Origin of the sequence: Motiliproteus sp., from assembly GCF_965230735.1 — a bacterium.
Classification (GTDB): domain Bacteria; phylum Pseudomonadota; class Gammaproteobacteria; order Pseudomonadales; family Balneatricaceae; genus Motiliproteus.
Map to the genome: position 1 here is coordinate 2236065 of NZ_OZ246016.1, position 24226 is coordinate 2260290.

21 protein-coding genes and 1 pseudogene are annotated in these 24226 nt (G+C 55.3%); 16 read left to right on the forward strand and 6 right to left on the reverse strand.

The genetic code is table 11. The annotated features are described in order from the left end of the window. The first annotated feature begins 39 nt into the window (after positions 1 to 39). Together mvaD and ACO05M_RS10465 are read left to right on the forward strand one after the other, a co-directional pair. The gene (gene mvaD / locus ACO05M_RS10460; protein ID WP_421862191.1) at positions 40 to 1056 is read left to right on the forward strand and encodes a diphosphomevalonate decarboxylase; all 1017 of its coding nucleotides are present in this window, start codon (positions 40 to 42) and stop codon (positions 1054 to 1056) included. Then, a complete protein-coding gene (locus ACO05M_RS10465) occupies positions 1053 to 3548 on the forward strand; it encodes a DNA polymerase II (protein WP_421862195.1) in 2496 nt (831 codons plus the stop codon). The genes mvaD and ACO05M_RS10465 overlap by 4 nt, the downstream gene beginning before the upstream one ends. A gap of 30 nt (positions 3549 to 3578) precedes the next feature. Here ACO05M_RS10465 and ACO05M_RS10470 read toward each other — a convergent pair whose 3' ends face one another. Continuing rightward, positions 3579 to 3950: a hypothetical protein gene (locus tag ACO05M_RS10470; RefSeq protein WP_421862198.1), complete on the reverse strand. Its 372-nt coding sequence runs from the start codon at positions 3948 to 3950 to the stop codon at positions 3579 to 3581. 294 nt (positions 3951 to 4244) lie between these two features. Between ACO05M_RS10470 and pfkA the strand changes: the two genes are divergently transcribed. The 4 genes from pfkA to ACO05M_RS10490 all read left to right on the forward strand — a co-directional run bounded on the left by pfkA (position 4245) and on the right by ACO05M_RS10490 (position 7443). Beyond that, a complete protein-coding gene (gene pfkA, locus ACO05M_RS10475; protein ID WP_421862201.1) occupies positions 4245 to 5246 on the forward strand; it encodes a 6-phosphofructokinase in 1002 nt (333 codons plus the stop codon). 168 nt (positions 5247 to 5414) lie between these two features. After that, the gene (locus tag ACO05M_RS10480; RefSeq protein WP_421862203.1) at positions 5415 to 6128 is read left to right on the forward strand and encodes a hypothetical protein; all 714 of its coding nucleotides are present in this window, start codon (positions 5415 to 5417) and stop codon (positions 6126 to 6128) included. Positions 6129 to 6193: 65 nt separating this feature from the next. Beyond that, a complete protein-coding gene (locus tag ACO05M_RS10485; protein WP_421862206.1) occupies positions 6194 to 6733 on the forward strand; it encodes a sigma-70 family RNA polymerase sigma factor in 540 nt (179 codons plus the stop codon). Then, positions 6718 to 7443: an anti-sigma factor gene (locus ACO05M_RS10490; RefSeq protein WP_421862208.1), complete on the forward strand. Its 726-nt coding sequence runs from the start codon at positions 6718 to 6720 to the stop codon at positions 7441 to 7443. The genes ACO05M_RS10485 and ACO05M_RS10490 overlap by 16 nt, the downstream gene beginning before the upstream one ends. Before the next feature lie 128 nt (positions 7444 to 7571). Here the strand turns inward: ACO05M_RS10490 and rimO are convergent, their stop codons facing one another. After that, positions 7572 to 8912 (reverse strand): 30S ribosomal protein S12 methylthiotransferase RimO, encoded by a 1341-nt coding sequence (rimO, locus tag ACO05M_RS10495; RefSeq protein ID WP_421862210.1) that lies wholly within the window; start codon positions 8910 to 8912, stop codon positions 7572 to 7574. Positions 8913 to 9191: 279 nt separating this feature from the next. Continuing rightward, positions 9192 to 9557, reverse strand: a complete 366-nt coding sequence (gene hpf, locus ACO05M_RS10500) for a ribosome hibernation-promoting factor, HPF/YfiA family (RefSeq protein WP_421862213.1) — start codon at positions 9555 to 9557, stop codon at positions 9192 to 9194. Positions 9558 to 9982: 425 nt separating this feature from the next. Here hpf and mgtE point away from each other — a divergent pair, with 425 nt between their 5' ends. The 5 genes from mgtE (at position 9983) to ACO05M_RS10525 (ending at position 14997) form a co-directional block, all read left to right on the forward strand. Continuing rightward, the gene (gene mgtE / locus ACO05M_RS10505) at positions 9983 to 11344 is read left to right on the forward strand and encodes a magnesium transporter (protein ID WP_421862215.1); all 1362 of its coding nucleotides are present in this window, start codon (positions 9983 to 9985) and stop codon (positions 11342 to 11344) included. Positions 11345 to 11897: 553 nt separating this feature from the next. Further along, complete coding sequence (locus ACO05M_RS10510; RefSeq protein WP_421862217.1) at positions 11898 to 12356, forward strand: phosphate-starvation-inducible PsiE family protein; 459 nt, start codon at positions 11898 to 11900, stop codon at positions 12354 to 12356. Next, positions 12349 to 12957 carry a MarC family protein gene (locus ACO05M_RS10515; RefSeq protein WP_421862220.1) on the forward strand — a complete coding sequence of 203 codons (609 nt, stop codon included), beginning with the start codon at positions 12349 to 12351 and terminating at the stop codon, positions 12955 to 12957. The genes ACO05M_RS10510 and ACO05M_RS10515 overlap by 8 nt, the downstream gene beginning before the upstream one ends. A 92-nt stretch (positions 12958 to 13049) precedes the next feature. Then, on the forward strand, positions 13050 to 13613 hold the full coding sequence (locus ACO05M_RS10520; RefSeq protein ID WP_421862223.1) for a mechanosensitive ion channel domain-containing protein: 564 nt from the start codon (positions 13050 to 13052) through the stop codon (positions 13611 to 13613). 73 nt (positions 13614 to 13686) lie between these two features. After that, complete coding sequence (locus ACO05M_RS10525) at positions 13687 to 14997, forward strand: mechanosensitive ion channel family protein (RefSeq protein ID WP_421862226.1); 1311 nt, start codon at positions 13687 to 13689, stop codon at positions 14995 to 14997. Between the two features lie 80 nt (positions 14998 to 15077). On the opposite strand, the gene ACO05M_RS10530 is transcribed toward ACO05M_RS10525, so the two are convergent. Then, positions 15078 to 15269, reverse strand: coding sequence for a hypothetical protein (locus ACO05M_RS10530; RefSeq protein ID WP_421862229.1), 192 nt, complete (start codon positions 15267 to 15269; stop codon positions 15078 to 15080). A 543-nt stretch (positions 15270 to 15812) separates the two neighbouring features. Between ACO05M_RS10530 and ACO05M_RS10535 the strand changes: the two genes are divergently transcribed. The 3 genes from ACO05M_RS10535 (at position 15813) to ACO05M_RS10545 (ending at position 20860) form a co-directional block, all read left to right on the forward strand. Continuing rightward, complete coding sequence (locus tag ACO05M_RS10535; protein WP_421862233.1) at positions 15813 to 16082, forward strand: hypothetical protein; 270 nt, start codon at positions 15813 to 15815, stop codon at positions 16080 to 16082. A gap of 125 nt (positions 16083 to 16207) precedes the next feature. After that, the gene (gene nhaB, locus ACO05M_RS10540) at positions 16208 to 17716 is read left to right on the forward strand and encodes a sodium/proton antiporter NhaB (protein WP_421862235.1); all 1509 of its coding nucleotides are present in this window, start codon (positions 16208 to 16210) and stop codon (positions 17714 to 17716) included. A gap of 213 nt (positions 17717 to 17929) precedes the next feature. Continuing rightward, the gene (locus ACO05M_RS10545; protein WP_421862238.1) at positions 17930 to 20860 is read left to right on the forward strand and encodes an EAL domain-containing protein; all 2931 of its coding nucleotides are present in this window, start codon (positions 17930 to 17932) and stop codon (positions 20858 to 20860) included. Positions 20861 to 21069: 209 nt separating this feature from the next. Here ACO05M_RS10545 and ACO05M_RS10550 read toward each other — a convergent pair. Beyond that, positions 21070 to 21183: pseudogene (locus ACO05M_RS10550) on the reverse strand (hypothetical protein); the annotation flags it as partial. Positions 21184 to 21220: 37 nt separating this feature from the next. On the opposite strand from ACO05M_RS10550, the gene ACO05M_RS10555 reads away from it, so the two are divergent. After that, positions 21221 to 21613, forward strand: a complete 393-nt coding sequence (locus tag ACO05M_RS10555; protein ID WP_421862241.1) for an arginase family protein — start codon at positions 21221 to 21223, stop codon at positions 21611 to 21613. A 180-nt stretch (positions 21614 to 21793) separates the two neighbouring features. Here ACO05M_RS10555 and ACO05M_RS10560 read toward each other — a convergent pair whose 3' ends face one another. Beyond that, a complete protein-coding gene (locus tag ACO05M_RS10560; RefSeq protein ID WP_421862244.1) occupies positions 21794 to 23320 on the reverse strand; it encodes an alanine/glycine:cation symporter family protein in 1527 nt (508 codons plus the stop codon). A 465-nt stretch (positions 23321 to 23785) separates the two neighbouring features. On the opposite strand from ACO05M_RS10560, the gene ACO05M_RS10565 reads away from it, so the two are divergent. Next, the gene (locus tag ACO05M_RS10565) at positions 23786 to 24226 is read left to right on the forward strand and encodes a YebG family protein (RefSeq protein WP_421862246.1); all 441 of its coding nucleotides are present in this window, start codon (positions 23786 to 23788) and stop codon (positions 24224 to 24226) included.

The following is a 24226-nucleotide window of genomic DNA, read 5'->3' on the forward strand; positions in this document are numbered from 1 at the left end:
CCCCGTTAATCCGGCTATCGCTTTCAGGAAAACTACAGCATGAGTCAGAACCCGAGCCCACGTCAGATTGTGCAGCAGTATCTGCCGTCACAGCAGCAACCCGCCACTAAGGCCAGTGCGTTTGCTCCGAGCAATATCGCCCTGTGTAAATACTGGGGTAAGCGCGACAAGGCGCTCAACCTGCCGATCAATCCGAGTCTCTCGATCAGCCTGGGTGAGCTGGGTAGCCGCACCGAACTCAGCCCGATCGATGCCCCGCAGGATCAGGTGGTTCTGAACGGCGAAGCGCAGTCGTTGGAGAGCGGATTCGCCGCCAAGGTGGTCAGCTTTCTGGATCTGTTCCGACAGCCCGATTCGCCGCGACTCAAGGTCGATACCCATAACAACATTCCCACTGCCGCCGGCTTGGCTTCCTCGGCGTCGGGATTCGCTGCGCTGATGCTGGCGATAGATAAACTCTACGGTTTCGGCTTGAGCCCCGAGCAGTTGTCAGCCTTCGCCCGCCTCGGTAGCGGTAGTGCGTCGCGTTCCATTTTCGAGGGGTTTGTCGAATGGCAGATGGGGGTTCGCGATGACGGTATGGACTCCCATGCCCGGCCGTTGGCGCAGCGCTGGCCGGAATTTCGAATCGGTTTGCTGACGCTGACCTCGGCGGCCAAATCGGTGGGCTCGCGCGCCGGAATGCAGCGTACCGTCGATACCGCTCACCTGTACCAGAGCTGGCCGCTGCAGGCCGCCGCTGACCTGGAACGGATTCACCAGGCTATCGAGCAGCAGGAGTTCGATCTGCTCGGAGCAACCGCGGAACAGAATGCGCTGTCGATGCACGCCACGATGATCGCCTCCTGGCCACCACTGTTGTACTGGCAACCAGAGTCGGTGGCCGCGATGCAACAGGTTTGGGCGTTGCGCGAGCAGGGGTTGCCGCTCTACTTCACCATGGATGCGGGCCCCAATCTGAAGTTGCTGTTCCAAGGCCGGCATCAGCAGCAGGTGTTGCAGGCGTTCCCGACCCTGCAAGTGGTCGCGCCCTTTGAGGACGCGCCTAAGCGGTGAACCGGAACCGAAGCCGGTCGGGCTTTGTTCTAACCCAGCAGGTTCGCCAGGGCCGACAGGGGTTGGACTATCAGTACTGGCTCAGCACCGAACAAGGGCCGGTTCGCTGGCTGGTGCGCGACCAGGAAGCGGTCTTCTTTACCCTCGCTGATGAGCGCCGGCAGGTGCAGGAACTGCTGCAGGCGCTGTTTCCCGAACAGGCTGAGGCGGCCAGTTGGCGGCTTCAGCCATTGCAGCTGCGCGACCCCTTGGGGCGGGCCGTCGATGGCCTGTATCTGAATCAACTGGAAGCCTACTATCGTGCCCGCGAGCAGCTGCAGCGTTTCGGCGTCACCCTGATCGAAGACGATATCCGTCCCGCCGAACGCTATTTGATGGAGCGCTTTATCTGCGGCGGGCTGCAGATCAATAGCGGCCAGTGGCAATCGGCCGGCACCAGTGGTGGCTGGCAGCAACTGGAGCGGGCCAGCATCGCGCCCTGTGACGTTCGCCCCCGGCTGCGGGTGCTGTCGTTTGATATCGAAACCTCGATGCGCGGCCAGGAACTTTATTCGATCGGGCTCTACGGCGTGGTGGCCGACGACGCCGTCGCGAACGCCTCTGAGGATAAGCCGGTGCTGGCGCGGGTGCTGATGCGTGGCGCCGAAGCCCCGGCAACGGAGGAGGCCGATGACCAGACCGAGATTCACTACCTGCCCACCGAAAAGGCTTTGTTGCAGGCCTTTATTGATCAGGTTCGTGACTTCGATCCGGACATGCTGATCGGCTGGAACCTGATCGACTTCGATCTGCGTTTTCTGCGGGCCAAGGCCGAGCAACTGGGAGTCTCGCTCAATCTGGGCCGAGGCGGCGGCACCCTACAGTGGCATGAGCGCGAAAGTGGTTGGGCCAGGGTCAGCCTGCCCGGTCGGGTGGTGGTAGACGGCATCGATTGCCTCAAGGGGGCCACCTTTCAATTTGAAAGCTACTCGCTGGAAGCGGTTTCACAACAGCTGTTGGGACGAGGTAAAAAGATCGATCACGTTGAGCAGCGGGGTGACGAAATTACCCGGCTGTTTCGCCAGGATAAGCCCGCCCTGGCGCGCTACAACCTCGAAGACTGCCGCCTGGTATGGCAGATTTTCGTCGAGGCAAAACTGCTCGACTATCTGATCGAGCGCAGTTGTTTGACCGGCCTGATGCTGGATCGGGTCGGCGGTTCAGCCGCCGCTTTTGATCATCTCTATCTGCCGCGACTGCATCGTGCCGGCCGCACGGCGCCGCCCTATGCTTCCGGCGAAGCGGGGATGAGCAGCCCGGGCGGTTATGTGATGGATTCACGGCCGGGGCTGTATCAGGACGTGCTGGTACTGGACTTCAAGAGCCTGTACCCGAGCTTGATCCGCAGCTTTCTGATCGACCCTCTGGGCTTGTACGAAGGCCTGGAACAACCCGCCCAGGAGTGTGTTGAGGGGTTTAACGGAGCCCGCTTCTGCCGCCTTCATCCGATTCTGCCCGGCCTGATCGCGACCCTGTGGAAAGCGCGGGATCAGGCCAAGGCTGAGCAGAATGAGCCCTTGTCGCGGGCGATCAAGATCATTATGAACTCGTTCTACGGTGTGCTCGGTTCGGATCAGTGCCGCTTCTTCGATCACCGTCTGTCCGGATCGATCACCCTGCGCGGGCACCAGGTGCTGATGCAAAGCCGTGATTTTATTGAAAGCCTGTCGGCAGGCGATATCGATTACCGGGTTATCTACGGCGACACCGATTCACTGTTTGTCTGGGTACAGCGACAACCATCGGATTCAGCTCACCAGAGTTCGGAGTCATCCGACACAGCCCTGCTGGGTCAGCAGTTGGCGAAGCGACTCAATCACTGGTGGCGGCAGCGTCTGCAGACTGAGCACGGGTTGGAGAGCTGGCTGGAGATTGAGTTCGAAACCCACTACCAACGGTTTCTGATGCCGACGATTCGAGGTTCAGATCGGGGCAGCAAAAAGCGCTATGCGGGCATGACGCTCGATTCGCAGGGGGAACCGACGCTGGTATTCAAGGGCTTGGAGAGCGTGCGCAGTGACTGGACTCAGCTGGCGCGTCGATTTCAGCAGCAGCTTTACCGACGGGTGTTCCTCAATCAACCCTATCGACACTGGTTGAAGCAGCAGGTTGAGGCGTTGCTGGCCGGCCGCTGTGACGCCGAGTTGGTCTATCGTAAACGGCTGCGGCGGCCGTTACAGGAATACGTGAAGTCGCAGCCGCCCCATGTGCAGGCGGCACGAATTGAAGAGCAGCGGCGCCGTCAACAGGGCGAGCCGCCGAAATATCATCGAGGTGGCGCCGTGAGTTACCTGATCACGCTCCAAGGACCGCAACCGGTCGACGCCTGCACGGCGACGATCGATTATCAGCACTACCTGGAGAAACAGCTCAAGCCAGTTGCTGAGGCCATCCTGCCGCTGGTCGGCGACAGTTTCGAAGCGCTGGTGGAACCGCAGCAGAGCCTGTTCTGAGGCCCTGCTGCAGCAATAAGGTGGAGTGAATCAGAGGTTGAGAACCTGCTGCTCGATATAGCCACGTAGCTCTTCGTACTCGCCCGGACATTCGGGCAGGAAGAACAGCTTGTAGTAAGCCCGTTGGTTGACCTGACGGTTGAAGACACCAGGGCGGTCTTCCTGGTGGCTCTCGTAGCGGTAATCCATGGTCAGGTGGATAACCCGGGTGTTGGTCGGGATCACCAGCTCGGCGTGATCGATATTCTGGCGCTTCTTGTTTTCTTTCAAGGTGTAGAAGGAGATCTCGGCAACCTGGTTCAGGTTGATCAGGAAATTGCTCGAAACCGGCACCACGATACCGGTCTCCATCGCATTATTTTCCATCAGGATGCCGCAGTTCTTTTTGATCTTGATGAACATAGAAATTCCTTAGCTGTTCAAAGGTGAGGGGTGACTGCTCGGTCGACTGCGCCTTGGTTTTGATGGCCAACATGGCCACGGAGTAATTATTCGGCAGCCGCCGTGGAGCAGACTATTTCCCCGTAAGCGTTAAGGGCTGGAGCCAATTCTGTCCTATCTGATCCCCGGTTACCAGTGCCGCTCCCGGTGGTTTTGATAGCTGTCAAAATAGCGCCCGGCTGATCGATAGTTTCTCCGTTTAGTCATATTCCGGCGCTAGGGTATGCAGGCTCAGCCTAGCCGGAAGCTTAGACCATGTACCATCTGCCCGAATTAATCCCCAGCCAGGATATCCGTCGAATTGCCGTATTAACCAGTGGCGGCGATGCGCCGGGAATGAACGCCGCGATCCGGGCGGTGGCCCGGGCGGCGCTGCACCAGGGCATTGATGTGCTGGGGATACAGCGTGGTTACAGTGGACTGGTGGAGGCGGATATTCGTCCGTTAACGTCACCGCTGGTGGGTAATATCCTGCAGCGGGGCGGTACCCTGCTTAAGAGTGACCGCTGCGAAGCGTTCCATAAACCGGCGGTGCGCTGGCAGGGCTACGAGCACCTGCGTGAGATGGAAGTGGATGGACTGGTGGTGATCGGCGGTGACGGCTCGCTGGCCGGCGCGCGACAGTTTACCGCCGAGACCGGATTTCCCGTCGTGGTGCTGCCGGCCACGATCGACAACGATATCGAGGGCAGCGATGAGACCATCGGCTTCGATACCGCCGCCAATACCGGCCTGGATGCGATCGATCGGATTCGCGATACGGCCAACTCCCACCAGCGGCTGTTTCTGGTCGAGGTGATGGGGCGGGATTCTGGCTTTCTGGCCACCGAGGTCGGCATCGCCGGGGGCGCCGAGATGATTTTGGTACCCGAACAGGCGATCGATCTGGACCGGGTGAGCGAAACGCTGCAGCAGGGTGATGCCAACAGCCGCCCCAGCAGCCGTATCATTGTGGTGGCCGAGGGGCGCAAGCCGGGCCGGACTCAGCGCCTGGCTCAGGCATTGACCGAACGGGGCTTTAACCCGCAGGTCTGCATCCTGGGGCATATCCAGCGCGGAGGTAATCCGTCGGCTCGGGATCGAGTGCTGGCATCCTGTCTGGGAGCTATGGCGGTCAAGGTGCTGCAGGCCGGTCAGGGCGGCTGTCTGCTCGGGGTGGACAACCGCCGCCTGGTGCAGCGTCCGCTGGCCGATCCGGGAAAACGGCTGCCGCTTGATCCGGCGTTATTGGCCTTGGCACAGTTAATCCAGCAGTAGCCAGCCCAGCAACTTGTCATCCCCGCGTAGTAACGGCCAGCAACACGGCCATTGACTGACGCGTTGAAGTGGCCTGGACGGCATTCAAAAAAATTTAACTTCCTATGCATCCATAGCAGTGTCCCGTTCGTTTCCCCAGATAGATCCATTCAACCACAGGGGAAATCGATGAAACCGACAAAAACTTTGCTTCCTATCTTGCTGGCCGGTGGCCTGGTGGCCTGCGCTTCAACCGGAACCCAGATGACGACAACACCGGCAGTCAAACAGCAGACCGACCTGGGCGCGGTTTGGCGTACACCCGAAGGGATGACCCTGTACACCTTTGCCAAGGACAGTGCCGGTCAATCCAACTGCTATGGTCCCTGTGCCGAAAAATGGCCGCCTTTTATCGCAGCCGATGGTGCCAAGCCGCAAGGGGCGTTTGATCTCACTACCCGAAAAGATGGGGCTCGTCAGTGGACTCTGGCAGGTCAACCGCTCTACACCTGGTTCAAGGATCAACGAGCCGGTGATACCACCGGCCATGGGGTCAAAAATATCTGGTTTACCGCCCGGGCCGACGATGTGCCGGTTAAGGTGTTTAACAAAGAGGGACTGTCGGTGTTGACCGATGAGCGCCAGCTGAGCCTGTATACCTTCGCCAAGGACCAGCCGGGTCGGTCCAACTGCTATCAGAAGTGTGCCACACTCTGGCCTCCGCTGTTGGTTGCTGACGGGGCGAGCGCCAGCGGTCCCTATTCGATCGTTGAGCGTACCGATGGTCGTCGTCAGTGGGCGCTAAACGGTTTACCCCTGTATACCTGGGTCAAGGATACGCAGCCCGGGGATACCAGCGGGGATGGGGTCAAAGGATTGTGGAACCTGGCCGTCCAACCCTAGTAGATTCATTCTGACCCTGAGGAGCCGTCAACCACTACGTTGGCGGCTTCAACGAGGAGCTTAGATTGCAACCAGAACAATGGAATCGAGAGATCGAAGCCTGCCTTGCCCAGATTAAGCTGAGGCACCGACCGGCCTTTGAGACGCTGTATCGTCTGACCAGTGCCCGTTTGTACGGCCTGACGTTAAAAATAATCGCTGACCGGGAGCTGGCGGCCGATACCTTGCAGGAGAGTTACACCAAGATCTGGAACAACGCCGAGGCTTATCGCAGTGATCTAGGCGGCGGCTGGGCCTGGATCTGCCAACTGAGCCGAAATAACGCCATCGACCGGGTCCGCCAGATTCAGCGCCAACCGGAACAATTGGACGACAGCTTGATCGATCAGTTAGTCGGTGACGAAAGTGGGTTGTGGCAGCAGCACCATGATTTGAGCCGTTGCCTGCAGAAGATAAGGGAGGAGCCTCGGGCCGCGATCCTCTCCTCCTACATTCACGGCCTGACCCACGCCGAGTTGTCGGCGCGGTTGCAGGTGCCGCTGGGGACCTTGAAATCCTGGATTCGGCGCGGGTTGAAGGAGTTGCATCAATGTCTCGAAGCTTGAGATACCAAATCCAACACATCCGGGAGCATCTGGCGAGTCACTATGTGCTGGGTGTGATGAGCGATCGGGTCCGGCGCCGTTGCGAGCGGCTGATGCGCGAGGACCCTGATTTCGAAGCCATGATTTACCTTTGGCAGCAACGTATGAACCGACTGAATGATGAGGTCGAGCCGGTGCAACCGCCAGCTCGGGTATGGCAACAGCTTAGCGGGCAGATGGAGGCGGATGATCGTGCCTCGGGGGCTAGGCGCTTCTGGCAGGGACTGGCTTTTTGGCGAGGGGTCACCGCCCTATTGTTGATCGCCTGCCTGGCTGTATGGCTCTGGCCCCAGTCACCGCAGTTCCGCTCAGTCAACTACATGGCGGTGATGCAGAGTCTACCGGAACAGCCCGAACCACCGATGATTATCACCGCTTATAAGGGCGATAAGCCGGGCCGATCTCAGCTGCATATCCAGTGGAACGAACGGCTCGATGCGATGGATCTAAGCGGATTGAGGCTATGGGCTGTTGACCGTGAAACCCAGGCGCTAACCGACCTGGGGTCGCTCGATGCGATGCAGTCAAACCGGTTGTTAACCAAGCCGGAGTGGTTGGCAATCAAGGCCAGTCGAGAGCTGCTGGTGGTGCGCGGTGAAAGCCCCGAGGGATCGGTTTTGTTCCGCGGACCCTGTCTGCAATTGAGTCCCTGGGTGGATCAGCCGGGGTAGCGGTCGGCCATCAACCCCTCTTCGGGGATCGATTGAAGTGGGGGGCGTTTGAAGGCCAGCGCTTGCGAAAAAAAAAGGGGCGACTCCGTTGGAGCCACCCCTTGCTCGTGTTGGGTCAGGGAGGTCGGTCAGTCGTCTGACTCGGTCAGCTCACCCCAAAGATCGTAGGCATCGGCATCGATCACCACCGCTTTGACGATGTTGCCCGGCTGCAGATGAGTGGCGCCCTCCAGATAGACATTGCCGTCGATATCCGGCGAGTCGGCCTTGCTGCGACCGCAGGCACCGTCGTCACCGACTTCGTCGATAATCACCTCAATGGTCTGGCCAATCTTATCCAGCTGGCGGGCTTCACTGATCTGCTGCTGCAGCTCCATCAGCCGCTCCCAACGCTGCTGCTTGATCTCATCTGGAACCTCTTCCAGTCCCAGATCGTTGGCCGGTGCACCTTCGACCGGTGAGTACTGGAAGCAACCGACCCGATCCAACTGGGCCGCTTCGAGGAAGTCGAGCAATTCTTGGAAGTCCTCTTCGGTCTCACCCGGGAAGCCGACGATAAAGGTGCTGCGGATCGTGATCGACGGGCACTGGGCGCGCCAGTCGGCGATCCGTTGCAAGATGTTGTCGCTGCTGGCCGGACGCTTCATCAGCTTCAGAATCCGCGGGCTGGCATGCTGGAACGGAATATCCAGATACGGCAGGATCAGGCCTTCGGCCATCAGCGGAATCAGATCGTCGATATGGGGGTAGGGGTAGAGGTAGTGCAGCCGCACCCAGATCCCCAACTTGCCCATCGCTTCGGCCATCTCGCGCAGCCGGGTTTTGACCGGACGGCCGTCCCACATATCCAGCTTGTAGCGCGTGTCGAGACCGTAAGCGCCGGTATCCTGAGAGACAACCAGCAGTTCTTTGACCCCGGCGCGGACCAGCCCTTCGGCCTCCTTCAACACCTCGCCCACCGGGCGACTGACCAGCTTACCGCGCATCGACGGGATAATGCAGAAGCTGCAGCTGTGGTTGCAGCCCTCGGAAATCTTCAGGTAGGCGTAGTGACGCGGAGTCAGCTTGACGCCCTGCGGTGGGACCAGATCGACAAAGGGGTCGTGCTCGGTTTTGGGTGGAACCCATTCGTGCACCGCTTCGACCACCTGTTCGTACTGCTCAGGTCCGCTGACGCTGAGTACCTGCGGGTGGACTTCGCGAATCGCCTCGGCGTCTGCTCCCATACAGCCGGTGACGATCACCTTGCCGTTCTCGTTGATCGCCTCACCAATCGCATCCAGCGATTCCTGTTTGGCGGCGTCGATAAAACCACAGGTATTGACCACTACCACATCGGCATCATCGTAACGATTGACCAGATCATAACCCTCAAGCTTCAGCTGGGTCAGAATCCGCTCTGAGTCGACCAGTGCTTTGGGGCAGCCCAGGCTGACAAAGCCGACTTTGGGGTTGTGATTATCGGTCATGGGTGTGGTTACCTGTTACATCGACGAGACGAAAGGCGCGGATTATACACGACTTGCCGGTGTTGGTTGTATGAAAAACGAACAGCTTGAAACGATAAGCTTCTGGTAAGCGAACGGTGCCGGGTGTTAGTCGCTTCTAAAGGCCGGAGCGATGAGGTGGAAGGCGGTGGTCAAATTCACTGAGCCACAACGGTTGGTGATGGTGAAAATAAAAACCCCCGGATCAAGCCAGGGGTTTTAGATTGTCGAAATTGAGCTTATGTAGCTCTGCTTAACCGATCAGCCTTCTTCGACCTCAAGTAGTTCCTCGTCAACCAGTACCTCATCCTCGGTCGCTACAGGCGGTTTGCGATCACCTTTTTTGTTGGTCAACTTCTCTTTGGCTTTCGCCAGCTGTCGATCGATCTTGTCTTTCAATGTGTCGATGGCGATGTATAGGTTTTGTCCGGACGCCTTGGCAAAGATGTCTTTGCCTTTGATGTGCAGGGTCGCTTCAACTTCATCTTCACGCTCAGACTGTTCAATGTTGATCTGCGCTGAGCTGATTACGCCATAACGGTCCTGGCTGGCTTCCAACCACTCTTCAATCTTGCTCTGTAGTGCAGGAGACACTTTACCTTGACGGTTGTTGATATTGAGCTTCATCGTCGATTCCTTACTGCAGCGTTCTGCAGGTGTTTAGGGGAGGAACATTTTTATTTATACGCCCATAGCATTTGGTTTCAATAATTTTTCAGCTCTGTTCAGCATCAGACTGTGACGTGGATCAAAATAAACGCCCTTAAGTTGATGACGTCTAAGAACTTTTTCTGGAAGAAAGGGTGGTAAAAATGTCGCTGGAGACGTTCAAGGAAATTGACTCGTCTCTGTCGGAACCGAACGGAATAGTGCCGAGGTCATTCGGACAGGCTGAATAGACAAGCCTTTCATAGACACCTTTCTGCATTACACTGTGAGGTGCCTTGGACACATCGGCATTGGCCTCCAGTAGCGTCTGTAAAGAAGCAGTAGGTCGTCTACAGAAAACCGGTCGATTTACAGGGCTTTATCTATGCCTAAGGAAACGTTAAATGCCTAGCAGCTACGACATCCAGCGCCAGCAAGTGATGATCATTGATGCATTAGAAAATGATAGTGATGCTGATATCTGCTATTTGATTGAGCCTTTGAGGGCCGTCGATATTGCTCGAATGATCGAATCTATACCTGCAGAGCATCGTTTAAAGATCTGGTTCTGCTTGTCGGCAGAGAAAATGGCAGAGGTGTTACTCAATACCCATGGTGAACTGCGTCGTTATCTAGCGCGCAATAGCGAAACAGCGGTACTGATTGAAAGCCTGAGCAATATGCAGGCCGATGAACTGGCAGACCTTGATAGTGATCTCCCTTCTGAAATGGTCAATGCAATGGTGGCGTCCATGGACGAGCAGAGGCGCCAACGTTACCGCGCGGTTAAAGATTATCCCGATGACAGTGCGGGGGGGCTGATGGATGCTGATGCGATAGCGGTGAGAGCCGATGTCAGTCTAAGGTCCGTCTTGCGCTATTTACGACAAATACATCGGCGTGAAGGCAAACTATCTGAGCACCTTGATAGTTTGATGGTCGTTGATCGGAAAAATCAATTTAAGGGGGTGTTGCCCTTGAGCCGGTTAGTGGCATTAGAACCTTCACTGACAGTCAAGGAGGCTATGGTTGAGGGAGATACCGCGATGACCGCTCTCACACCCGCATATAAGGTTTCCCGGATATTCGAAGATGAAGACTTGTTATCAGCTCCTGTCGTAGACGAATCTGGTGTATTACTTGGACGAATTACAGTCGACGATGTAATCGATGTGATGCGTGAGCAATCGGATCGTGAATTATACGGCCGAGCAGGCCTTCAGCGGCATCCGGATCTATTCGCACCTGTACTTCCCAGCTCTATGCGTCGAGCGGTCTGGCTAGGGGTTAACCTAGCTACTGCATTTTTAGCAGCCTGGGTTATCGGCCTGTTTCAAGCTTCGATTGATCAACTAGTCGCTCTTGCTGTGTTGATGCCTGTTGTTGCTAGCATGGGAGGGGCTGCCGGTAATCAAACCCTAACACTGGTAACCCGTGCGGCTGCTCTTGATCAGATTGGGCGAAATAATCTTTGGAAGCTCACCCGAAATGAAGTACTGATAGGCTTATTTAACGGGCTGCTCTGGGCGTTGTTAGTTACCTTCGTAGCAGCCATATGGTTCGAAAACTGGTTACTGGGTACAGTGTTCGGTACCTCTTTGTTATTAGCCATAGTAACGGGAGCCTTAGCAGGTGTATTGCTGCCTCTCGTATTACGAGCTCTAGGAGTGGACCCGGCATTAGCAGGAGGTGTAGTACTGACTACGGTCACCGATGTGGTGGCATTCTTTGCATTTCTGGGAATTTCGACTCTGGTGCTTCTTTGAGGTTTTAGTGCGGCAATTGTCAAGGCCTGCTGGAATGACGACAAACTCTTCGGGTAGAAATTTTCATACCTTTTGTTGAAGAAATTTTGATTCTCCCTATCTAAAAACTTGTACGAATGTGATGGCATCTAAGTCGCATCAACGATTACTGCTCGTCGAAACGAAAGGCGCGGTCTATACACGATTTGCCGGTATGGTTTGTAAGAAAAAACAGTCGGTTCTGAGAATCTAACGAACGGCGCGCAGCGGGTTTCACCGATTGACTTAGTTGTAGTGTTGGCCCTGGTTCTGTTTTCTGAATTGGTCAATTCTATGGACTATTTTTATAAGAAAAACAATTCAGTCGCTTTGTGGCGAGCGGAGAAACCATCATTCTTCGGCACGCCGGAGTCGGAGTATTTGCCTCTATATAGCCTTGACGTTAGGTACTAGCGGTTAAGGCTTTATCTGGTTGGCTGACTTCCTAAGGTCGTAGAGCTCAATCTGACGCGAGCAATGTTATGTGGATAAAGGCGTCAAAGAATCGTTAAAACAATTCCGACGGGTATTACACATGAAGAATCACACCCACACCGAGAAATTGGTGGCTCTTTACGAGCGGTCTATTGAACTGGTCTTTGGCCTTATGTTGACGCTGATTTTGATTGGGATAGGCATTGGTGCATTGAAATTGTTGGTGGACCTTTGGCAATTGGTAAACTCGCAGGGTGTTACCGGCAGATACCTGGATCTCATCGCAGATGTTCTCACCCTGTATGTGCTGGTGGAATTATCCCGCTCGCTGTTTGAGTACTTTCACAGCAAGAAATTGCGGATGACTTTTATTGTCGACGCAGCACTGGTGTTTGTCATTCGCGAAATTTTGATTGGATTGTTCAAGCATAAACTTGATCCGGAGATGATCTACGCGTTATCCGCGCTGATCTTTGTGCTGGGTGCGTTGCGTATCGGGTCAGCCATGGTGCATTTGAAAGGGCGTCCACCTAGCGACTCGAGATCACAGCATGGCTGAGATTATCCAGATCTTTGTTTTGCTATGGGCTGTTCTTGATCCGATTGGAACGGTGCCAGTGTTTTTAGCGGTAACCCGACGACATGCGCCTGAAGAGCTTCGCAAGATTGCAGTCCAAGCGGTTCTCTACGCATCATCAGTCTTGATCTTCTTTATTATTGCAGGTCAGTTTTTGCTCGAAGCTATGAGCGTATCGCTTAACGCCTTCCAGATCTCTGGAGGGTTGGTGTTGTTTGCTTTTGCATTCAATATGATCTTCGGAGAGAGCAAGCCCGAGGAAGAGATTCGCATCGTCAAATCGGGAAAAGATACGGCTGTCTTTCCATTGGCGGTGCCGGCGATTGCCGGCCCGGGAGCGATGATGGCCGTGGTTCTGATGACCGACAAGCATCGATTCGACTTGATCCACCAGATGACGACTACTGGCATACTGGTGGTCATTCTCATTATTCAACTCCTGCTGCTATTAGCCGCTCCTCGGTTAGGTAAGATGATCGGTGAGTCGGGCGCCAGTCTGATCAGTCGAGTCATGGGCATCATCCTTGCAGCTGTGGCAATGAATAGTGTGTTGTTGGGAATAAAGAACTATTTTTCACTGTGACTCTTTAAAGAGCATAACGCCGGGAGTATCAAAGCCGGACAACGCCCGCCTAAATGGGAGCAGAAAAGCATAACCAGATAAGGTGCCCATTAATGTTTGACAGCATTATCGGTTATCAATTTAGTACCACCATTGGCTGGATTGTTGGATACATCATTGTTTCCAAAATAACTTCCAGAATTCTCGGTGTTGCGGCTACTAATAAGGAAGTTCCTTCAAAGAGAACTTTTTACATCAATGCCTATTTCCGCTTTCTCCTTGTGATTACCTTCGTGATTGGGCTGGCGTTGATCTGGAGTATTGATTTCAGAGGGCTACTGGTATTTGCCTCATCTCTTTTTGCGGTTGTTGGTGTTGCCTTGTTTGCTCAGTGGTCGATTCTGAGTAACATCACCGCCAGTGTCGTGATCTTTTTCAGCGTTCCGCATCGGATCGGGGATCGCATAAAAATACTGGACGGCGATGATTCGATAACTGCCACTATTGCCGATATCACACTGTTTCAAATCATTCTTCAGGATGATGAAGGACACCAAGTTTCTTACCCGAATAACCTGATTTTGCAACGTCCGATTGTAAGGCTGGGCCGACTCAAAGAAACCGACCACTCCTGTGGTTCAGATGAACAAGGAATCCGACCACAACCATTTGATTGAGTATGCTAAGTGCGCTCAGTGCAATAAGCGTGATTGTCAGAAACCATCTCGCCTGCGTAGAGGGAATAAATCAGTGAAATTGGATTTAGAGAAGCTGTTGGATCAGTTCGAGAAGTTTGCAGCTACCTTGCTGAATTGGTTCAGCAGTCCTGAATTCTATGCCCAGTGCGCGCTTATCGTGATGGCGATCGTGGTAGCGTATGCAAGTGCGGCGTTTATCAAAACGCGCAGTCCGATTTTCAATGCTGAACCTCGTCCCGGGCCCTACGCCAGCCTGCGAAACCAAATGTACGCCGCGCGCTTGTTACTGTTTCCACTGCTGTTAATTGTCGCGCTGGCTTTTTCTGTGGATCTCAGTGGACTGCTCTTTCAGCAGAGCCAGCTGGTACGGGTCAGTCAGAGCGTGGCGGTCGTGTTCATGCTCTACTCGCTGATCAATCATTTTGTCCGCAATACGCTGGTGCGGCGACTGATCGTCTGGATTCTGATACCCGCTTCGATCCTGCATATCTTCGACCTGCTGGAATCCGTGGTTGCCTACCTGGATACGATCGCCCTGGAGGTGGGTAACGTCAAAATATCCGCCTATGGTGTGCTGCGGATGCTGATCTTCGGCTCCCTTCTGTTCTGGTTGGGACGTGTATCTCGCACGGCGGGACAACGTATTATCCGTAAGCAGGAGGAGCTGGATGTAGGCACCCGGGAGGTCTTCGCCAAGCTGTTTGAAGTGGTATTGGTGATTGTGATCTTTATCCTGCTGTTGCAGGTGCTGGGGATCAATTTGACCACGTTGGCGGTGTTCGGTGGCGCTCTCGGGGTTGGTTTAGGTTTTGGACTTCAATCCATCGCGTCCAACTTTATCTCCGGCATCATCCTGTTACTGGACCGCTCGCTGACGGTCGGGGATTACATCGAGCTGGAAGATGGCAAGGCGGGGGTGATCCGCGAACTTAATATGCGTTCGGCAACGCTGGAGACCTTCGATGGCAAGGACATCATGGTGCCGAACGAACGCTTTATGACCGGCACCTTCGTCAACTGGACCCATAAAAACAAGAAGCAGCGTTACTCCTTGGAGTTACAGGTCGCCTACAGCACGGACCTCGACATGCTGTTTCCGCTCCTGCGACAAGTGGTGGCGGAACATCCCCAGGTACTCAGTGGCGAATTGATCCCGGTCGAGGAGCAGCCGGATGCGGAGATCAAGCAGTTCGGAGAATCCGGGATAGATATTCTGATCGAGTTTTGGATGGAGGGAGTCGACGACGGTTCGAACCGGGTGGCTGCCGACCTGTTATTGATGATCTGGTATGCGCTCAAAGAGCATCACGTGGAGATTCCGTTCCCGCAGCGGGAAGTCACGATACTCGGAAAGACGGAGTAGTCGGATTTGGCCGAGGCATGCTGGGGTGGAATCCACCCCAATGCAATAGCCCCAGTGCAATGACGAGAGAAACTGAGGCCTTATCGTGCGTTCAGGTGGTACTGGAAGGGGGTGAAGCGCTCGATGCGTACCAAGCTTTTCAGCCAACCGGAGATCGACTTGATGCCCTGAAGGAGGAACGCGGCCCGAGCCAGTTCGCCCTGGCGGCGGTAATAGGCGAGATCGATGCTGCCGAATTCGTCGATTTTGATATTGCTGGCTTGGGTGTTCATGGACTGTTTACTCAAAAAATTCATCTATTAATTCGATCGACAGGAAAGGCCAGAGCCCCGCTTCGTGACTTGCTGATGTCTTGCAGCACCTGTAACGAGGGGTGCATGCTAATGATTAAGACTAAAGTCTACAAACGATGCTTTTGCAGTTAAAAGGTGAGATTTTTTCAACTCTGGTTGCTGCACCGATCTTCCGTTTTAGGCCCGGTTCGGCCGTCATTTGGCGAGGGTGCTTGATCACAGGATTGCTAACCGGATTCCTAATGGTTGGGCGGCGGATAGCGGCTTGAACGTTCTCGCTCGTCAGGGGAGCGGTCGTTATTTTGCGATGCTGGTTTGATAAAAACAGCTTGCTGCCGGGGGCTGTGAAGGGGGAAAATTGCTCCTGGTTTGGGGGAAGGTGTCAACGATAGACCGAGCCTAATTATTCTCCTGGCCGAGAGTCCTTCGCTCATCCCTTCGCTGGAGTATCCGAATGCTGTTTTTGCTGACAGCACAACCGATGACCCTGTCATCCCATCATGATTGCCACAGGTGCCTGTAGTGGCTTTATTACGCTACCTGCTGTTTGGCTTCACGTTACTGATTGCGGTTGGTGGTGTCCCCGATGTCGGGTTGCTGGAAGTGGTTTCCAGCCCGGAAACGGTTTCCTCTGTCGATACCTCTTCCGAGGACACCGAAGACAGCGAGGTTGCGGTTGATCAACCGGTTGCTCTAGGTGCTCCAGCTGCTGGACCCGGATTGATAAGGGGTTCACAGACTTACGCCAGAATTCAGCTTCCCTATTGGGCCCAGGCCCCTCCCCAGGTTTGATCTCCTACCCGTCGAACGGCTACATCAAGTGGCCTGGCGGGAATCCTTCTAGTCAGTCGAGTCGCCAGCCGCCCGTGTCGGTGGCTGTTCTCGGCTGTCAGTTTGACCTGTCGTGAGAATCAAACATGAAATCTGTAAACACCTTTGGGGATGCCCTGCTGCGTAATTTCCTCGGCAATAGCCCGTACTGGTATAAAACGGCCATTATCGGCTTTCTTGTATTCAACCCTCTGATTTTGATCAGCTTTGGTCCGGTGATAACCGGTTGGCTGCTGATCTTCGAATTTATCTTTACCCTCGCCATGGCGCTGAAGTGTTATCCGCTACAGCCGGGCGGTCTGCTGGCCATCGAGGCGGTCATCATTGGCCTGACGCATCCGGAACAGATCTATCAGGAGGTGGCGGCCAACCTCCCAGTCATCCTGCTGTTGATGTTCATGGTGGCCGGCATCTATTTCATGAAGGGCATGCTGCTGTTTGTCTTTACCAAGCTGCTGTTGAATGTCCGAGATAAGATTAAGATCTCGCTGCTTTTTTCATTTATGGGGGCCTTCCTGTCAGCGTTTCTTGATGCGCTGACGGTCACCGCTGTTCTGATCAGCGCCTGTGTCGGTTTCTATGCCGTCTACCACAAGGTGGCTTCCGGCACGCCGATGGACGAGGGGCATGACCATTCAAATGACGATCATGTGGCCCAGGAGCGTCGTGAGGAACTGGAGCAGTTTCGTGCCTTCCTGCGAAGCCTGCTGATGCACGGTGCGGTCGGTACGGCACTGGGTGGTGTCTGTACCCTGGTCGGCGAGCCCCAGAACCTGTTGATCGGCGAGAAGATGGGCTGGCACTTTGCAGAGTTTTTTCTCAATGTCGCGCCGGTTTCCATGCCGGTACTGGTCATGGGATTGCTGACCGTGGTTGTGGTGGAGAAGAAAAGTCTGTTTGGCTACGGTGCGCTGATTCCTGATACGGTATTCAATATTTTGCGTGACTTTGACCGTCAGCAAGATGCCAAACGTACGGCCCGTGAGCGGCTGGCGCTCTATGTTCAGTTTGCCGCGGCGCTCTTTCTGATCATTGCCCTGGCATTGCACCTGGCCGAAGTCGGTCTGATCGGACTGACGATTATTATTTTGGTTACCAGCCTCAACGGCGTGGTGGAAGAGCATCAGATCGGTAAGGCATTTGAAGAGGCCATGCCCTTTACCGCCCTGTTGGTGGTGTTTTTTACCATCGTCTCGGTGATCCATGATCAGCATCTGTTCAAGCCGATCATTGAAGGGGTTCTGGCCATGGACCAGAGCCGGCAGGCGGCGATGTTCTTTATCGCCAACGGCTTGCTGTCGGCCATCAGTGATAACGTCTTTGTGGCGACGGTCTATATCAACGAGGTGGCTGCCGCCTTTGACGCCGGCACCATCTCCCGGCAGCACTTCGATACCCTGGCGATCGCGATCAACACGGGGACCAATCTGCCCAGCGTCGCAACGCCCAATGGCCAGGCTGCCTTCCTGTTCCTGTTGACGTCGGCGGTCGCTCCTCTGGTAAGGCTGTCTTATATGCGCATGGTCATCATGGCGCTGCCCTATACCCTGGTGCTGAGCCTGGTGGGGCTGGGCGCTACGGTGCTGATGTTATAACCCAGCTAACAGCCCCTCTCAGCGAGGGGCTGTGCCATCAGCAGTGCACAAGTCTGGTGATTATGGCCCAGGTGCTTGCGGCCATCTTGATAAGCCCCAAGGTTTCCTCCCATCATTAAGGATCAAGCGGCGTTGCCACGGTATTATCGGTGATCGGCTAAACTATGAATCAATTCATTGTTTACGCAGCCGTTGCGGCTGTTGAAGCTGGCTATGAATATAACCGCGCACACCCAAGGCCAGAAACTTCCCATCAGTATCGAGCGGCTCGAACAGATCTGTTTAAAGGTCGCGAGTCTGGTCAACTGTGATATCTCGGTGATGTCGGGACCGGATGGCGAGATTGTCGCGTCCTCGATACCTGAGCGTGTCGGTGTCAAGCATCCGGCTGCCGCTCGTATTCTCAGATCTGAAATTGATGTTTTCGATGTTGCTCGGGACTTGGCCGCTCAGTCCGACGTGATGCTGGAGGGCTGTAATCTCGGGGTGGACTTGGGCCAAGAGCGGCTGCTTTGCGTTAGCGTGGCGGCACCCTTGGAGCTGGCCAAGCAGTTTGCAGCGGTGGTCAAGGCCTACGTTGAGGCGATGCTTCAAAGTGAGTTTAACCATCAGCAGGTGACCCGCGTTCTGAATGCTGAAATCTCCGAAAGGATCAACGCGCAGGCGGCCTTACGCGAGAGCGAGACCCGGTTCAGGGAGTTCGCCGATATCGCGGCCCACTGGCTATGGGAGATGGATGCCGATCTGCGATTCAGCTATTTTTCCGCCCCGCTGAAAACCTACCTGGGGGTCGATCCCGAGATGCTGATCGGGAAATCCCGCTGGGATTTGATGGATCAGAACACGACCTCGGAGCTGTGGCTTGCACATCAGCAGATGCTGCTAAGGCGCGAGCCTTTTCGCGACTTTGAATACGATGCCAATCTGCCCAATGGTGAGGTTCGGATATTTCGTATCAGCGGCAATCCGGTCTTTGACGCAACCGGACGCTTTCTCGGCTACCGTGGGGTAGGGCTGGATGTTACCCGGGAGGTTCAGGGTAATCGTGAGGCCCGCTTGCTGCGGCAGCGATTGGAGGATTCGCTGGAGGCGATCACCGAAGGCTTTCTGGTGTTCGACAGCCAACACCGACTATTGATGTGCAACAGCGCTTACCGTAACGGCTCGGCGGCGATCGCTCACCTATTGAAGCCGGGGCTGCATATCAAAGACCTCAACCGCGCGTTGATTGAAAACGGACTGATCCAGATACCCGAAGAGCGCTGGGAGCACTGGCTTCAGGAACGTTGGGAACGGTTCCTGCGCTGCGATCGCCAGCTGACCTATCCGACAGGGGAGGGACAGTGGATCGAAGTCGATCAATACCGTACTCAGGATGGCGGTACGCTGATTATCCGCCGCGACATCAGCGAGCGGATGCGGAATGAGGAGCGACTCCGCTTGGCGGCGACGGTATTTGAGAACACCCAGGAGGGGATCATTATTTCCGATCCGTCACAGGCTATCGTGGCGGTAAATCCCGCTTTTGTGAAACTGACCGGCTATTCTGAAGCGGATGTATTGGGTAAGACACCGAGAATCCTCAGTTCCGGACGGCACGACCAGGCGTTTTATTCGACCCTGTGGCGTAGCCTCGAGCGTGACGGTTTTTGGTCCGGTGAGATCTGGAACAAACGTAAAAACGGAGAGGTATTCCCGGAGTGGCTGTCGATCAGTCAGGTACATGACGAGTCTGGCAAATTGCTCAACTATGTGGCGGTTTTCTCGGATATCTCGGTGGTTAAGGAGTCCGAGCAACGTCTTGAGTACCTGGCCCACCACGACCCACTGACCGAGTTGCCCAACCGTCTACTGTTTATGGCGAAATTGGATCAGGCGCTGAAACGAATCAAGCGTGAGCACCACGCCGTGGCGGTGATGTTCTTGGACTTGGATCACTTCAAACATGTAAATGATAGTCTGGGTCACGCCGCTGGAGATCGGTTGTTGGTGGATGTAGCCAAGCGATTGCGCGAAGGACTGAGGGAGCAGGACACCATCGCCAGGATCGGGGGGGACGAATTTACCGTACTGGCTGAAGATCTGGATGATCGTTATGGGGTGGATCAGGTGGTGTCGAAAATACTGGCCCAGTTTGAGAAGCCATTTCTGCTGGAGGGGCGCTGGTTCCATCTGTCCGCCAGTGTCGGTATCAGTATTGCACCTGACAACGGCACCGAAGGCTCAACCCTGTTACGCAACGCCGATACAGCGCTCTATAAGGTTAAGGAGCAGGGGCGTAATGGCTATCGGTATTACTCCGCTGAATTCACCCGGCAGGCCCAGCAGCGAATCGAGCTGGAGCAGCAGCTCAGGGACGCGATTGCCCAGCAACAGTTTGTGATCTATTACCAGCCGCAGGTCCGGCTGGATACCGGTCGAATCGTCGGCGCTGAAGCCTTGGTGCGCTGGGAACACCCGGAGCGTGGCAGGCTGGCGCCAAACGAGTTTATTCCGCTGGCCGAGCAGACCGGATTGATCTGCAAGCTGGGGCAGTGGGTCTTAAACGGGGCCTGTGAGCAGATGCGCAGCTGGCTCGATGCCGGTTATCCGCTGCAGATGATCTCGGTGAATTTTTCCAAGCGCCAGCTGACCGAAGGTAAGTTTGTCGGACAGGTCCGGGAGGCGTTGCATTTGGCCAACTTGCCTGCCGACCGGCTCGAAATGGAGATCGTCGAAAGCCTGATCATGGAGCAGAGCGATGAGGTCATGAGCGCCCTGGAAGAGCTACGCTTGATGGGTGTGTCGCTGGCGATCGACGACTTCGGAACCGGCTATTCTTCGCTGGCCTACCTGAAGCAACTGCCGGTCGGCACCCTGAAGATCGATCGCTCCTTTGTCCGGGACATCCCGGATGACCCCAGTGACTGTGCCATCGTCAAAGCCGTGCTGGCGTTGGCGGAGAGCTTACAGCTGAATGTCGTTGCCGAAGGGGTCGAAACATCGCAACAGGCGGCGTTTTTACTCAATGCCAACTGTGTTCAGGCGCAGGGCTACTATTTCCGCCCTCCCGTCAGCGCAGAGGAGTTTGAAGCCCTGTTATACAACGCGGCGGATGGCGATCTGTTCAGCATCGACGGCCAGATTAGCGATTATCAGATCTGATCCGTTTGTCCCTTCGCTCAAACCAACAAAAAAGCCAGATCCCGAAGGATCCGGCAAGCAAAGGGTGCGACCACAAGGGAGGCACCATGGAGATCAGCGGAAGGCCAGGTCGCGAAGTCCCAGGGCGATCTGCGGAAACAGCACCATCGCCACGGTCACCCCGAACAGGATCACCAGGAACGGCGGCACGCCCCGAATCACATCCACGAACGGGCGGCGGAATGGCCCCGGGTGATGATATCGGCGGCCAGGATAAACATCGGTACTGCGATCAAGGCGGCCGGTTTTACCCCGCCGATCATCTGCTGCACCAGCACCTGCAGGCTCAGATCGGGCAGATAGATGAAGAAGGCCGGCAATGTGTCCTCCTCCAACCGTAACGATCATCAAGCCGCTGAAGCCGCAGGGTCGACGGTGCTGTCGGTACGTGACGTACGCCGCCTAGGACCGGAAGGGGTGCTGGCGCTGATTCCGGAAGGGGTTAACTACTACATCACCATCGACATCGATGGTTTTGATCCGTCGATCGCACCCGGTACCGGCACGCCGAGCCATGGCGGTTTCACCTACTACGAGGTGATGGAGGTGTTGCAGGGGGTCGCCAACAAAGGCGAGGTCGTGGGTATCGATCTGTGCGAAGTGGCTCCCGACTATGATCCGACCGGCTCGACCTGCATTCTGGCGGCCCAGGTGCTGATGAACCTGATCGGTTATGTGTTCCATGCCCGTGACAAGCGTCAGACCCAGGCGTAGTAAGCCGATCACGCCAGGCTCTGGTGCTCGATAAGCAGACCGCCCGATGGGGCGGTCTTTTTTTACGTCTTCGGCGAGTCAGAGCCATAGTCCGGGTGGCACCGCTGGCTCACATCCCAGATAAGCGACCACAAAAAAGGCCGCCCTGAGGCAGCCCTTGTTTAACAGCTTAAGCGTTGATTAGGCCTTGGCCGGGGCGCTTCCCGGGGCGGCTTCGTCTTTGCTCGCTTGACCCTGCTTCTTGCTCCAGAAGTCAGCATTCTTGATGCCAAGCTTTTCAGGATCGAACGTGTACTCGGTAACGCCTGCTTTCTGCTGCGCTTCGTAATCCTTCAGCGCCTTCAGGGCCGGCTTGGCCATGAAGAAGATGATCAGGATACCGATGATGTTCAGCCATGCCATCAGGCCAACACCGACGTCACCCATGCCCCATGCCAGGTTGGCAGTCTTGATTGCGCCGTAGAAGGTGGCGCCCATCAGAACGACCTTCAGCATGAAGATCAGGCCCGGAATGTGCAGGCTGCGCTGAATGTAAGCCACGTTGGTCTCGGCGATGTAGTAGTACGCCAGGATGGTGGTGAAGGAGAAGAAGAACAGTGCCAGGGCGATAAACGGCTTACCGACGCCCGGCAGTACGCTCTCAACCGCCATCTGGGTGAATGCAGGGCTGTTGGCGGCGATATCGGCGGCAACGTTCTGAATCAGGAACGCATCACCTGCACCGTGTACGTTGTAGGCACCGGTGATCAGGATCATCAGCGCGGTTGCGGTACAAACGAACAGGGTATCGATGTAAACCGAGAAGGCCTGGACCAGACCCTGCTGAGCCGGGTGCTTAACCGCCGCAGCGGCCGCAGCGTGTGGGCCAGTACCCTGACCGGCTTCGTTGGAGTAAACACCACGCTTAACACCCCAACCGATGGCTGCACCGACACCCGCCATCGGTGTGAAGGCGTCGCCGATGATCATGCCGAAGATAGCCGGCAGTTGATCAACGTTCAGGGCCACGATAACGCAGGCGATGATGATGTAAGCCAGTGCCATGAACGGAACCACAATCTCGGTGAAGCGCGCGATTCGCTTAACACCACCGAAGATGATGAAGCCCAGGATCAGCACAACGGCCAGACCGGAGATGATCTTGGCAGAACTCAGCTCGCCCATGCCGGTTTGGATCATCTGACCCGGACCGAAGGCCAGCTCAACCGCATTACCGATACTGTTGGACTGGACACCCGGCAGCAGGACACCACAGGCCAGGATGGTGGCGATAGCGAAGATCCAGGCGTACCACTTCTGGCCCATCGCTTTCTCGATGTAGTAAGCCGGACCACCGCGGTATTCACCGTCTTGTTCTTCTTTGTAGATCTGAGCCAGGGTGGATTCGGTGTAGGCGGTGGCTGCGCCCAGGAAGGCAACAACCCACATCCAGAAGACAGCACCAGGACCACCGAAGCCGATGGCGGCAGCAACACCGGCAATGTTACCGGTACCGACGCGGCCGGACAGCGACACAGCCAGTGCTTGGAAAGAGGAGATACCCTTATCGGATTCTTTGTTGGACAGCAGCAGGCGCCACATCTCCCGGAAGTGACGTACCTGAACGAAACGGGTCAGGATGGAGTAGAACAGACCGGCGCCCAGACACAGATAGATCAGTGCCGGACTCCAGATAATACCGTTGAGAAAATCAACCAGGCCTTGCATAAATGCTCCCTATATTATTGTTAAGCCAGCCCGCTTTACTGGGTTTGGGCCGGAACGCGCAGCATTATAGGGTATATGCGACTAAATATTGATATCTTCGTCAAAATAAATTGACATTTGTTGTTGGGGGCTTACCCGTTCCTGATTCGGCGGCTATGACCGTTGAGTCGTCTATCATCTGAGTCATGATCCGTGGCGTTGAATCCGTCACCAATCCGGTACTGGCGTTGCTTAACTCTGATCAGCCGCTAGCCGCTTCATTGCCGCTAACACCGACTGAAACATTCGTTTTAATTCTGGATTTTTTTCTCTGACCTGGATCAGCTATCGACCGGTTATTGCTGGAGCTGCGGCTGTATAAGCGTATGCTAACGCTATACTGAGATTGGTAAACGATCCTTATTATCGAATCTTGGCTTGCAGTTGCCTCGAGGAGTCGTGTCCGGGATCGGACAGGTGAATATCATGAAAAAGCGATTTGAACGTAAAACAGTCTATATCTACGAGCTCAATGGTCAGGAAAAGATCAAGGTCACCACTGCCGAAGAGGCGGCTCATTGGGATGAGGTATTTGAACTGGCCGAGCAGGTTGATCAATTGCTGCTGGATAAGCCGCCGTCAATCAAGCTCAACGAAGAACAACGCACCGAAATGAGCCTGTATCTGGCTCAACAGCGAGATGAGTTGGGGTTGTTGTTTGGTGGTGCGGCTGTAGAAGAGGGCAAGGACGAGAGCAAGAAGGACAGTAAGGACGGGGGCAAGGAGGAGAGTAAGGACGCAAAGCCGAAACTGGTCAAAACCGGTGAAACCGAGGGTGTAAGCCAAGCGGAAAAGGTCAAAAAGCAGGACTTCGTTAAGGAGTTTAAGCGTCCGGTTGAACCGCTGAAGGACGGCTTCAGTATCTAA